Origin of the sequence: Akkermansia muciniphila (genome assembly GCF_030848305.1) — a bacterium.
Lineage (GTDB): Bacteria > Verrucomicrobiota > Verrucomicrobiia > Verrucomicrobiales > Akkermansiaceae > Akkermansia > Akkermansia muciniphila_A.
This window is the reverse complement of sequence record NZ_CP114598.1, coordinates 2,331,082-2,343,972: the sequence shown is the minus strand read 5'-3', so window position 1 is coordinate 2,343,972 and position 12,891 is coordinate 2,331,082. Positions and strand designations below refer to the sequence as shown.

General features: G+C 57.3%; 8 protein-coding genes. 3 read left to right on the top strand and 5 right to left on the bottom strand.

The window, feature by feature from the left end; all coding sequences use genetic code 11:
• Positions 1-13: 13 nt before the first annotated feature.
• Genes O4G22_RS10210 through O4G22_RS10190 form a run of 5 tightly spaced genes read right to left on the bottom strand, consistent with a single transcriptional unit; the run spans position 14 to position 7,064 of the window.
• Positions 14-1,441 carry a hypothetical protein gene (locus tag O4G22_RS10210; protein WP_306701725.1) on the bottom strand — a complete coding sequence of 476 codons (1,428 nt, stop codon included), beginning with the start codon at positions 1,439-1,441 and terminating at the stop codon, positions 14-16.
• An 11-nt stretch (positions 1,442-1,452) separates the two neighbouring features.
• Positions 1,453-2,895, bottom strand: a complete 1,443-nt coding sequence (locus O4G22_RS10205) for a hypothetical protein (protein ID WP_306701724.1) — start codon at positions 2,893-2,895, stop codon at positions 1,453-1,455.
• Positions 2,885-3,886: a prenyltransferase/squalene oxidase repeat-containing protein gene (locus tag O4G22_RS10200; RefSeq protein WP_290488641.1), complete on the bottom strand. Its 1,002-nt coding sequence runs from the start codon at positions 3,884-3,886 to the stop codon at positions 2,885-2,887. Before O4G22_RS10200 ends, O4G22_RS10205 begins: the two co-directional genes overlap by 11 nt.
• Before the next feature lie 53 nt (positions 3,887-3,939).
• Positions 3,940-4,593, bottom strand: a complete 654-nt coding sequence (locus tag O4G22_RS10195) for a hypothetical protein (RefSeq protein ID WP_306701723.1) — start codon at positions 4,591-4,593, stop codon at positions 3,940-3,942.
• The gene (locus O4G22_RS10190) at positions 4,590-7,064 is read right to left on the bottom strand and encodes a hypothetical protein (protein WP_306713882.1); all 2,475 of its coding nucleotides are present in this window, start codon (positions 7,062-7,064) and stop codon (positions 4,590-4,592) included. Before O4G22_RS10190 ends, O4G22_RS10195 begins: the two co-directional genes overlap by 4 nt.
• 363 nt (positions 7,065-7,427) lie before the next feature.
• On the opposite strand from O4G22_RS10190, the gene O4G22_RS10185 reads away from it, so the two are divergent.
• The 3 genes from O4G22_RS10185 (at position 7,428) to O4G22_RS10175 (ending at position 12,710) form a co-directional block, all read left to right on the top strand.
• On the top strand, positions 7,428-9,482 hold the full coding sequence (locus tag O4G22_RS10185; RefSeq protein WP_306701721.1) for a methylmalonyl-CoA mutase family protein: 2,055 nt from the start codon (positions 7,428-7,430) through the stop codon (positions 9,480-9,482).
• Between the two features lie 23 nt (positions 9,483-9,505).
• Positions 9,506-11,650 (top strand): methylmalonyl-CoA mutase, encoded by a 2,145-nt coding sequence (gene scpA / locus O4G22_RS10180; RefSeq protein ID WP_094137001.1) that lies wholly within the window; start codon positions 9,506-9,508, stop codon positions 11,648-11,650.
• A gap of 355 nt (positions 11,651-12,005) precedes the next feature.
• A complete protein-coding gene (locus O4G22_RS10175) occupies positions 12,006-12,710 on the top strand; it encodes a PEP-CTERM sorting domain-containing protein (protein WP_179218504.1) in 705 nt (234 codons plus the stop codon).
• Positions 12,711-12,891 lie beyond the last annotated feature (181 nt).

Below are 12,891 nucleotides of genomic sequence, written 5' to 3'. Positions count from 1 at the left end.
GGCGGAAAATCCTTTATTTGCGCCGGAACGGCGTTTCCCTTTGCTTCCGCAATTCCGGGTTTTGCAGGTTGAACAGAACCTTTCTGACGGATTGAAGCGGAATCCGGACCTTGCCGACGGCGGAGGAACGCCCTTCCATGAACCCGCTCCGGATAGTTTCCAGGGCCAGGCAGAGGACGCTCTGATCCGTCAGGAAAACGCGGGTGTCAGAGTTGTCTTCCGGAAGGTTCTTCTCTTCATGGCCTTTTTGGTCCAGCACGCGTACCCTGGCGGTGGGAATGGTGACGTCATAGTGGTCAGACTTGATGCGGATGGCTCCCTCCTCCTGGAGGGTAATGGCTCCCCTGAGCACGTCTCCGTTCACCAGCAGGGCTTTATCCCTGGGGGCATCCGGATCGTAGCGGGAAATGATGTCCTGATCTTCCTCCAGATGGGGAACGGCTCCATTCCAGTCAAATACATTCAAATGGAATACAGCCATGTTCAGGCTGTCATAACCTGCCAGAGCAAGAGTGTTTCCCGGTTTGAATTCTCTTTTCCCGGCGCTTTTTCCATCTTCCCCTTCATCGTCTTCGCTTTCGTTTTCAAAGATAGTGTCCATTTCTTTGACTTCCTCCCACCGGGCTGCCTGTTCTCCGTTGACGTACAGGTAATAATTGCCCTTTTCCGTATCGGCGTAAAAATGAATATCGGAACGCTTGACGCTTTTGTCGGCATACCAGTTCTGCTCCGTGTTTCTTTTCACCCTGCCGAGCGTTTGGTACTGGCCGGAACTGTTCTTGGAAAGTTCCGCTTTTTCCAGGGTGAGATCCAGGTTGATGCTGTTTCCGGTGCCGGAATCCTGCCAGAGGGCAAGGTTAAGCCGGAATGTATTGGTATGGTAAAGGGAGAACTGCACATGGAGGCGGGGTGGCATGGAGAAGGATGTTTGCAGTTCCGTATTGTTGGAGCCGCGCATGAACCAGTAGCCGTCGCGGCATTCGGGCAGCATGCTGTTGGCGGAGGATTTCCAGCCCTGCAGGGACTCCGTAGCGTTGCGCAGGTAGGCTTTCTGGGAGTCGAACCCGATGTGGCGCACATATTTGCGGTTCACCTGGAGCAGGCCTCCCCAGGAGGTCTGGAGTTGAAGGCTTTCCGTATCCAGCGCCTTCAGGGTGCCGTAAACCTCGTCCCCATTGGCCAGCCTGATGATGGAAAACTGTTCCGGTATCTCCAGCGGACGGGAAGAAACCAGCTCGTCAAGCTCCTTCATATGGACATCCACGGGGCTGGAAAGAATGCTGGAACGGACCTTCAGATAAGGGCGGTTCATCGTATCCATGCTGCCCGGCAGTTTTTCCCCGGATTTAAGCGTAATAACCCCTTCCGCATGTGCGTTGGGCTGGAGGAAGGCGGCCGGCAGGACGCAGGCCCACAGGAAAAGCGTCATTGCTTGTTTCATGGCGGGATCAATCAGGGAGTGGAACGGGAAGGACGGGCGGGATTCAGGAATTCCACGCGGGTGATGTTTTTCAGCGGCAGGGAAATTTGCCCCAGCTGCGGATGCCGCAGGATGATGTTCAGGGAATCCATGCTCAGGATATCTCCGTGCAGACGGGAACCGTCCTTCATCAGGAGACCGTGGCGGGCCGTGGGTCGGGAACCGTCCTTTCTGTTCTGTTCCGCAAAAAAGACGGTATCCAGATACTTGGCCGGGATGGAAAAATCGCGGGGAATTCCCGGATAATCCTTGTCCGTGGAAAGCGTCAACATTCCGGTTTTACTATCGTAACCGCTGATGGAGCCTGGAATGGTGTCTTCTTCCTTTGTCAGGACCAGGTCTGTCTCTGCATTTCCGTTTTTGGCCGCGGATTTGGCGCTCAGGGTGATGGAGGAAAGAGCCAGTTTGCTGATGGTCAGGGAGACGTGCCCTTCCATCTGGAGGCCGAAGGCGTCTCCCTGCAATGGCTGTTCCGGCGGGCTGGGGTCTGTCGTCAGTATGGGCGGCAGGTCTCCTATCAACAGTTCGTAAACCTGTTTATTTCCTTCCTGGCGGGAAGCCGTCAATTTAATATCCACGCCCTCTGTCAGGGCGGGGGCCGGAATAGCCGCTTCTCCCAGCAGGAGGATGCCGGACTTCTGTTCCCGGAGCAGAATGCATCTTCCGGGGCAAATGCTGAGCATGAGCCTGTTCAGGCTGCTGCCGGAATTGGACCGGAAAGGAATGTTCTCATTCCCGCCGAAACAGAAGACAATGCCGGAGCGGTCATTGTTGCCGTTCATGGTGATGGTGGTGCGGAAAATGAAGGAGGAAGGATCCAGGCCGATATTTTTGTACAGGGGTATCCAGGTGGGGTAATCTTTGTTGCCCAGCCGGTACTGGTACTTATCCCCCTGGATTTTCGGCTTCAGGGCATTCATCAGTCTTCTTCCCGCCTGGGTGCGGTAGTCTTCCTCCCGGTTGCCGGAATAAACCCAGCTGTTGTCAAAAACCAGAGGTTCCTGCCAGAAACCCTTTTCCTGCAAAGTATTCAGACGGAACCCGGCCACCTGGCTGCGCGGCACGGAGCGTTCATGGCCGAGCATATCCCGGTACTGCACTTTGTCCTGCGTGACGGAAATGATGTTGCACGGAATAATATCCCGGTGCCCCGTAGCCATGAAAATTTTGTCTCTGGCGCGAAGATCCGGAGATGCGGTTCCCGTAAAGTAAAGAGCGCGGATTTCCGACGGAATAATGACGGCATTTTGGCGCATGGCCGGGTGCTTGATGGCGATTCCCTGTTTTCCGTAAGAAACGATTTCCCCGCGGAGGCGGTAATTGTTGTCCGTAACCACGTCGATGACGGAATTGGCCCAGGCGCCCAGCAGACAGGCCGGGGCCAGCATCAGGGAAAGGCGGATTCTATTGTTCATAGATGGGTAAAAATCTATAATTAAGCGCAAGGGAGAGCAGGGCGGCGGAAGTGGAATATGCTGCGGAATGGTCGGAAAGCCAGGACCCGTTGGGCGCCTGGGAGGCTCCCAGGTAGCGCATATTCTTGTAATTCCATTCCTTCCACGCTTCCGGATCCGCATGGAACAGGGCCTGTGACATGTAATATTCAAAATAAAACGGGTGAGTGGAATCCCGGTAATTCAGGTGCTTTTTCAGGTAGGCCAGGGAATCCCTGAAGGACGGGTCCGTTTTAAGGCGCGCCAGGGACAGCGTCAGGGAACCGATGGCCGTGAGGGTAACGCGGGGCCCCTCCGGGCCGGTATAGCCGTAGGCGCCTTTCTTGTTGCGGCAGGAGGCCATGTACTTGAGGCCGCGTTCAAAGGCCGCGTCCGGCACGGGAATGCCCGCGTTGCGCGCCGCGAACAGGGAGACGAGCTGGCAGCCGGTCACCGTGCTGTCCGCGTCCGTGGCATCCGGAGAATAGCGCCAGCCTCCCGATTTATTTTTTTTCTGGGCGGTCAGTGTCAGGGCCACGGCCTTGCGGAGGGCGGGGCCTATGCGGTCGTCCCGCACCATGCCGTACGCTTCCGCCAGGGCGAGAGTGGCGAAGCCGTGGTTGTACATGGAATCCCCAATATAGCCGGACCCCTTGTTCTGTTTGGACAGGATGTAATCTACGCAGCGGCGCACCATGGTGGCGTACGGCCCCGCGTTCGGATCGTCTCCGTGGGCCAGCACGGACATGAGGCAAAAGCCGATAATGCCGGGTTCCCTCCCGTAAGTCCCATCATAGGTGCCATCCGGTTTCTGGGCATTCTGAAGATAGCGCAGCCCCTTCACGTACATCAGCTCCACCTGGGGAGGAACGGAAGAAGACGTTTTCAGGGGGGATTGGGCCGCTGCGTTTTGCGGCGCGGCCGTCATGCAGCAGGCTAAAAAAACGGTCAGGAGGCGGCGGAAATTTTTCATGGAAACGGGAAGCTGTTGTTCATGCGTGACGGGGGTGTCCGGGAAGGCGCGTCTTATTTTTGCAGGGTCTTGTTATAGGCGTCCAGCGCCTTGCGGAATTCGGAAGGCATGTCGTCTGCGGATATGCCGGTGGATTTGGGAACGGAACGCGTTTCCGCCGTCATGTCCGGATTGGAAACGCCTTTATCCTGGGCGGAGGCCATATTGGATTTCCCATCCGCTTTGCTTCCGGGATTGTTGCCGCTGCCGCTCTGGGAACCTCCCTGTCCCTTTTCATTACCTTCCTGCTGTTCTGCGGACTGGGCATCACTATCCATGCCGAGCAGCTGGCGCAGCATGTCCATAAGAGCCTTCCCTCCCGGTTTGGGCTGGCCGTCGGCTCCGGTCATCTTGGCTTTGGCTGCCTGGTAAATCAATTCAATCACATCCGACTGCGCGGCCAGCGTCTGGCCGCCGGTATTGTAAACCTCCAGCAGGTCCACGGCGTCATTCATGGCATGGCGGCATTTTTTCAGCAGGTCCACTACCTCCTCATTGGTTTCTCCCAGGATGAGGTCGGAAGTGTCCGCCTGGAGCTCGTCCTGCTGTACCGCCAGTTTGGATGCCGTTTCCTTGTGCCTGGCGGAATATTCCGGAGCGGGTTTTGGATCGGCGGCGCAGGGCAGGGAAAGCGCCAGAACCATGGCTGAAAAATGGGCGGTATTCATGGGGCAGGGGGAGTAAGTTGTTTTCGGTATTCCTGTTCGGCGGCGCGGGTGCGCATGCGGATATCCTGTTCCTGCTGGATCATGCGGATGACTTTCAGCATGAATTCAAACTCGGCGTCGGAAATGGAGGATTGGCCTTCTCCCCCGCCTCCGCCTCCTCCCCCGCTGCCGCGGCGGCTCTTCTTATAGTCGTCTATCAATTTGGCCCAATGGCGCAGGGTGGAGGCGTACAGGCGGGACTCGTCAATGGAGCGGGCCGTGATTGCATTCAGAATGTTGCCGTGCACCAGGTCCAGCTTCTCGCGGAGGGAGAAAGCGTTCATCTGGTTGTACAGGTCGCTGTAAATCCGTTCCCCGGTGCGTGACTTGTAATAGCTGAGATCTTCCAGAATCCAGCCTATGTCTTGTGTGGAGGCGTTTTGAAGGGTGGCGATGGTTTCCATTTCCCGCCTGCTGGACGGGTCAAGCTCCTCCATGGTCATGCCCGCAATAGCGTTGATCTGACCGGCCAGCGCATGGGCGATGGAATCCTCCTTGGATGCGGCTTGCCTGAGCCGTGCCACGAAGGTGCTGGCCTCCATGTCCTGCGCGGACTTGGAGAGCTGGTTCATGGCGTCTTTCAGCGCCTGTGTGGCTTCGGAATGGGAATTCTCCCCGTCGTTCAGGTCTTTCCTGCTTTCCTGCTCGGAGCGGCCCTCGGAGGCGGAATCCCGGAACTGTTTCTGGGCCTTCTTCATGGGCCCGTCAGGAATGGGTTTGAGCATGGAAATTCCTTTCATGAATTCCTTCATGCCGGCCGGGTCTATCTGGGAATTGCGGGAGGCTTCCTTAAACAGGTTTTCCGAGCGGTTAAGCAAGTCGCCCAACTCACGCCTCCCTGCCTGTTCTTCATCGGCCAGGGCGTGCAGGCGTTCCAGGGACTCCGCATCTTTCAATTTGCCGCTTTCCATTCCTTTCAGCCGTTTTGCCTCGTCCGCCATGGCGTCCATGCGCCGGATCATGCCTTCCAGCTCGCTGGTGATGCGTTCCAGTTCATTGCGGATCATCTGGGCGTGCTCGGACTTGGAAAGGACGAAGATAATCATGGGTTCCGAATAAACGCGCTTGCCTCCCGGTTTGTAATCCTGCGTAAACCCGCGGACGACGACGCGCTGGGGAGATAACTTCAGCGCCCTGGCCTGGAACAGGAATGTTCCTTTCAGGCCGGTCTGCGTGGGCTGGCCGGCCGCCAGAATTTTCTCCCCGCGAAGTCCGGGCGCCGGTTTGTCCGCGCCGTCCGGTTGTGGCGCAGAAGCTCCGTTTCCATCCTTATTCCCGTCGTCGTAAAAAGATTTCTCACCCTGCCATTCCACCCCTATTTCCCGGAGGCCGAAATCGTCCGCCGCCTCTACCTCCAGCTCTATGCTGCTATCCTCCAGCACATAGCGGTCGTTTTCTCCGCCTCTCAGGTAAATGGAAGGCTGCTTGTCCTCAACGGGTTCCAGGCGTATCTTCACGGGCCGGGCAGCCGTCAGCCCATCGCTGTCCATCCAGCCAAACTCTATTTCCCTGGGCTCTTTCTCCAAGAGAATATTTGGAATGATAACGCTGTTTCCTTCCACACGGAGCGGTTGCCCCTGCGCGTTCTCCGCAGACTGCAGGCGTTGGGAGGCGGACACCTTCAGCGTCAGCGTAGAGCCTTCCGGGGCGGAAATGACTCCTGCTCGCATGGCTTCCCGGCCCTTGGCGCGCGCCATATAGGCAGGATAGGCCACGACGGCTTCGGCGCCCAGCAGGGAGGGGCGGCTCTTCGGGATGATTTTCAGCCGTCGCACGGCATCCCCTGCAAAAAACTCCAGGCAGTCCGCCTGCTGCATGGGGGGAATATGGATTTTGTATGCGCCGTCCGTAAGGGGCGCTTGCTGGCTCACCCTGTTGCGGAAAAAATATTCTGCCGTCTGCGGACTGGCTTTGGTGCCCTCCGCAAGCCGGATCTCATACAGGAAGCTCTCTCCCAGGGGAATAACCAGGGAATCCGGGGTGGAGTCCAGCTGGGTGAACGTGTAGCGTTCCGGAGGGTTGAACGGGCGGACCCAGCGTTTCAGGGCATTCCCCGCCGCTTCCGGGCTTACCGCGCATACGGCCGCCGTGCCTGCGGCGAGAACCGCCAGCAGGACGAACAGCTTCCTGTGGCTGGGCCGGGGGATGTTCACCGCCAGGTCCCGGGTGGACACTTCGCGGGCTACCTGCTCCATGGCAGCTTCTTTCAGCTTTTCGGAACTGTATTGGAGGCCGCCCTTTTCGGCATCCAGTTCAATGACGCCCAGGAGGCGGTCTCCCAGGGCCGCGTCCGTCCGGGAAATCAGCCGCGCCAGCTGGGCTTCCGTGCGCCTCTGCCACACCCACCGGAAACTCCACCAGGGGATAAACACCGCCAGACCGGCCACGGCAATGAAGAACAGGAACCAGCCGACGGCGGGGGCGTCTCCCACAACCTGTCGGAAAGGTACAGGAGCGCGTAGGAAAGAATGACGGCAATGCCTGCAAGGCATATGGCTTCCAGCATCTTCACCGTTCTGAGGCGGCGGCGGAAAGTTCGAAGCTGCCTGACCAGCTGGGCAGGAAGTTTAACGGTAGTGGAAGGGGGCATGCTTATGCCCGTATTTACTCCATTGACATTGTTTTTGCAAGTTTGCCTCGCGTGATGAAACAAATTCGCATTCTCGGGCGGGCGGGAGTATTTTTCTCGCTGGACTTTACAGTTTGATTTTCTAAAATAATGTTGCGCTTTAAACTTGGCCTGGTTTGCGCGTAGTTAAAAACCAACATATTAGGCCTTACCCATTGACTTCGCCATGCAACAGGGAAATAAAACAACGGCTCCGGAAATTGATTTCGGAGAATTCGCACCAGCCACATACGCCGAATGGCGCGAGGCAGCAGTCGCTGCCCTGAAAGGGGCTGATTTTGACAAGAAGCTTTTTACCAAGCTTGTGGAGGGAATTACCCTGCATCCTATCTATAATAAGTGGGATGAACATTCCCCGGTGATGCCTGCCGGGCAATTTCCGTACCGCCGCGGAACGCGCGCCCTGGGCTATATGGAAAAGCCCTGCGAAATCGCCCAGAGCATTCCCGCTTCCTCTCCGGAGGACTTCAACGCCAAGCTTCTGCATGACTTGGGCCGCGGCCTGACCGCCGTAAACATCCAGCTCAACTGCAAATGCGGACTGAAACTGCGCAAGCAGGCTGACTGGGATACGGCTCTCAAGGGCGTCCGGCTGGACGGGCTTCCCGTATATGTCACTCCCGGTTCCTGCGGTCTGGGAACCCTCTCCATGTTCCTGAACACCTGCAAGGCCGCCGGCGTCAAGACGGCGGATCTCAGGGGCGGCGTTCTGTATGACCCGGTGGGGAAAGCCGTGATGAAGGGATCTCTCTGCGGGGGAAAAGGCATCTGCGCCTACTATGACCAGATGGCCGTAATGACCAAATGGGCCGTCGCCAACGCTCCCGGCTTCCAGACTATCGGCGTCAGCGGGCTGCCTTACGCGGATTCCGGCGCTTCCGCCTTTGAAGAAGTGGGCGCCATGCTGTCCACTGCCGTGGCCTATCTGCGCGCCATGGAGGAACGCGGCCTCTCCGTGGATGAAACTGCGGCGCACATGCGCTTTACGGTCTCCATCGGCGCCAACCTGTTCTTGGAAATCGCCAAAATCCGCGCCTTGCGCGAACTCTGGGCCATCATCGTCAAAGAATGCGGAGGAAGCGAGGAAGCTGCCAAGATCAGGCTCCATGCCCGCACCTCCTTCTGGACCCTCTCCAAGGTGGATCCCTGGGTCAACCTGCTGCGCGGTTCCGCCCAGGCGTTCTCCGCCATCATGGGCGGCGTGGACAGTATTGACGTTCTGCCCTTTGACGCTGCCGTGCGCATGCCGGACGAATTCTCCCGCCGCATTGCCCGCAACTGCCCGCTGATTCTGCTGGGCGAATGCAATCTGGACAAGGTTGTTGACCCCGCCGGCGGTTCCTGGTACCTGGAAAACCTGACGGATGAAACCTCCCGGAAGATATGGGAGTTCTTCCAGAGCATCGAGAAGGAAGGCGGCATCGTCAAGGCTCTCAAAGCCGGCACCATTCAGAAGAAGGTGAACGCCACCGCCGCCAAACGTTACGAACTGGCGGACCAGCGCCGGCAGTCCATCGTGGGCGTCAACCAGTATGTCAACCTGGCAGAGAAGAAGCTGGAGGCGCCGGAAGGCTCCTGCTGCTCCGCCCACAAGGGGCACGGCTGCTGCAAGAATGCGGATATCCAGCTCCCGGAAGTGGAAATGAGCGTGGACTCCGCCTGCAAAGCCGCCGGAGAAGGCTTTTCCACCTGTCTCATCAACAAGGCCCTGGTGGCCGGGGTTGACTGCAAGTGCGGCGAACCTCTGGAAATGGAAGCCCTGCCGAAGCGCCGCCTGGCGGAACGTTTTGAATCCCTGCTCGCCAAGGCTGACGCCTGGGTGGAAGAAAAGGGTTCCCGGCCGATGGTCTTCTTCGCCAACATGGGGCCGCTTCGCCAGCACAAGGCCCGTGCGGACTTCTCCCGCGACTTCCTGCGCGCCGGCGGTCTGGATGTGGTTTATCCGTCCGGCTTCCAAACTCCGGAAGACGCGGCCAGGGCGGCTGCGGAAAGCGGCTGCGCCGTATGCGTCATCTGCTCCACGGATGACACTTATCCGGAAATCGTCCCCGCCTTCTGCAAGGCGCTCAAGGAAATCAGGCCGGACATGATGGTGGCCCTCGCCGGTTATCCGGCCGACCATGTGGAAGCGTTCAAGGAAGCCGGCGTGGACATCTTCATCCACGTCAAGGCCAACTGCTACAACACCGTTGAAGCTATTCAGAACAAGATCGGCCTCTAACAACCACCAACCTATTTCATCCAATGAGCAATATTCCTGATTTTGCATCCGCCTCCTATCCTGAAATCAAGGCTGGTGCCGCAACCCCGGCTTCCGAAACGGAAACCTGGATGACCAATGAACAAATTCCCGTACCGCCCACCTACTCGGAAAGCGTGTACGACGACTGCCTGCACCTGGACTTTACGGCCGGTGTAGCTCCCAACCTCCGCGGGCCGTATGCCACCATGTACGTGGCGCGCCCCTGGACGGTGCGCCAGTACGCCGGCTTCTCCACGGCAGAGGAATCCAACGCCTTTTACCGCCGCAACCTGGCGGCGGGCCAGAAGGGCCTTTCCATTGCCTTTGACCTGGCCACACACCGCGGCTATGACTCCGACCACCCCCGCGTGGTAGGTGACGTGGGCAAGGCCGGCGTGGCCGTGGACTCCATTCTGGACATGGAAATCCTCTTCAAGGGCATTCCCTTGGACAAGATGTCCGTTTCCATGACCATGAACGGCGCCGTGCTCCCCGTGCTGGCTTTCTACATCGTCGCCGCCCAGGAACAGGGCTGCACGCTGGACCAGCTTTCCGGCACGATCCAGAACGACATTCTCAAGGAGTACATGGTGCGCAACACCTACATTTACCCGCCTGATCCCTCTATGAGGATTATTGCGGATATCTTTGAGTTCACCTCCAAGTACATGCCCAAGTTCAACTCCATTTCCATCTCCGGCTACCACATGCAGGAAGCCGGCGCCACGGCGGACCTGGAAATGGCCTACACGCTTGCGGACGGCCTGGAATATGTCCGCACAGGTATCAAGGCCGGCATTGACATTGACGCCTTTGCTCCGCGCCTCTCCTTCTTCTGGGCCCAGGGCAAGAACTACTTCATGGAAGTGGCCAAAATGCGCGCCGCCCGCGTGCTGTGGGCCAAGCTCATCAAGCAGTTCAATCCCAAGAACCCGAAGTCCCTGGCTCTGCGCACGCACTCCCAGACTTCCGGCTGGTCCCTCACGGAGCAGGACCCGTTCAACAACGTTACCCGCACCTGCATTGAGGCCCTGGCCGCCGCCTGCGGCCACACGCAGTCCCTCCACACGAACTCCCTGGATGAAGCGATCGCCCTGCCGACGGACTTCTCCGCCCGCATCGCCCGCAACACCCAGCTCCAGCTTCAGGATGAAACCTCCATCTGCAAGGTGATCGACCCGTGGGGCGGCTCCTACTACGTGGAATACCTGACCAATGAGCTCATCCGCAAGGGCTGGGCCCACCTTCAGGAAGTGGAAAAACTCGGCGGCATGGCCAAAGCCATTGAAACCGGGCTGCCCAAGATGCGCATTGAAGAAGCCGCGGCGCGCCGCCAGGCCGCCATTGACTCTGGAAAGGAACCCATCATCGGCGTCAACAAATACCGCCTGGAGCAGGAAGCCCAGATCGACATTCTGGAAGTGGACAACACCACCGTCCGGGAAGCCCAGATCGCCCGTCTGCAAAAACTGCGCGCGGAACGGGACTCCGCCGCGTGCGAAGCCGCGCTGGAAGCCCTGTCCGAATGCGCCCGCACGGGGGAAGGCAATCTCCTTGACCTTGCCATTAAGGCAGCCAAGGCCCGCGCCTCCCTGGGTGAAATCTCCTCCGCCCTGGAAAAACACTTCGGGCGTCATAAAGCACCAATCAAACTCATTACCGGCGTGTACGCTCAATCCTATGGTCAAGATCCGCTGGTGGAGGAAGTCCGCAAGATGACGGATGACTTCGCCGAACGCACGGGGCGTCGTCCCCGCATCCTCGTCGCTAAAATGGGCCAGGACGGCCATGACCGCGGCGCCAAGGTGGTCTCCTCCGCCTATGCCGACCTCGGCTTTGACGTGGACGTGGGTCCGCTCTTCCAGACGCCGGAGGAAACTGCCAAAATGGCGATTGAAAACGACGTGCACATGATCGGCATGAGCTCTCTGGCCGCCGGCCACAAGGTGCTGCTTCCCGCCCTGGTGGAGGAACTTGCCAAGCAGGGCCGTCCGGATATCCTGGTCTTCTGCGGCGGCGTTATTCCCGCCCAGGACTATGACTTCCTGAAGGAACACGGCGCTGTGGCCATCTTCGGCCCGGGCACCAACATTCCGGAAGCTTCCAGGGAAATCATGGAAGCTCTTAATGAACAGTATGCTGACTAAACGTAAGTTTTTGTTGATCAGTTAATAACCTGTGAGAGGCCGGATGAAGAATCCGGCCTCTTTTTTTGCGAGCGGATTGACTATCCGATGTCAAATTATTTTTTTAAAAACAAGGAATTTACGCAGATGGCGCAGATGAAAAGATGGATTGAAAAAACAAAATGAATTAAAAATATTTCAAATATATTTCATCGAATTTGACTTCCGCAATCTGTTTTGAAAAGAATAAATCATTTATTGTCAACAATTTAAAATATTTATACGTTGATGCTTCAAGATATTTTCAATGCCAGAATTTCTTCATCGGATAGTCAATCCGTTACTGACTGAAATCAGTTGCTGTTTATCTGTACTTATGAGAAAAATCGCCTCTATTTCCATGTTGGCTGTGGTATCCGCTCTTTCCGCGAGCGCCGCTACTGTATTGTTTGATTTTAACAGTTCCCTGCTTCCGGAACCTCCTGCCAAGACTGTTTCTGTAACGGATTCCGGTTCCGGTTTTGTTGCAACCTTGGCTACGGCGTCCTCTTCCGCGAATCTGAGTTCTACCTCTTCCGCGGCCTCCGGAGACTGGGTTTCCTCAGGAACTTCTTTTGATACGCAGGGATTGGATTCTTTCATGGAAAACAAGGTCTCTTTCGGGGACTCTTGGCAGACCTTCATCTCCGGCCCTAAAGGATCTGCGCTCTCTCTGACTATTTCCGGTCTGGTGGCTGGCGCCTCCTACCAGATTGCCCTTGTTACCGGGTGTCCGTTTGAAGGCGCCGGCGCTTGGAATTCCCTGGTAACTTCCAATACCTACGCCAGCGCGACTCCTTCCATAGGTGCGAACTCTCAGACAATTCAGGCCCGGACTCCTACGGGATACACCCTCAGCAACGTTATCGCCAATGAAAATGGGGAAATCACTCTGACGGTAAATACGCCGGGTTCAGCCCATACGCCTACGTTTAATGCTCTGGCTATTTCCGGAGAAACGGCCAGCGTGCCGGAACCGGCTACGGCATCCCTGAGCCTGCTGGGGCTGATGGCTCTGATGGCTCGCCGCCGAAGAGCTTGAGGACCGTTTTTCCGGCAGTTAAAAATATTGTTGCCTGCAGGATTTATCTTGCAGGCAATTTTTTATAATCGTCCTGTTTGAGAACACCGGGCCGGCCGGAAGACCGTTTTTCTCTGGGAGATTCTTGTTCCTGCGTAAATGAGGTTCCAGATTCTTTGACATTGCGGGAACGTTTTTCATC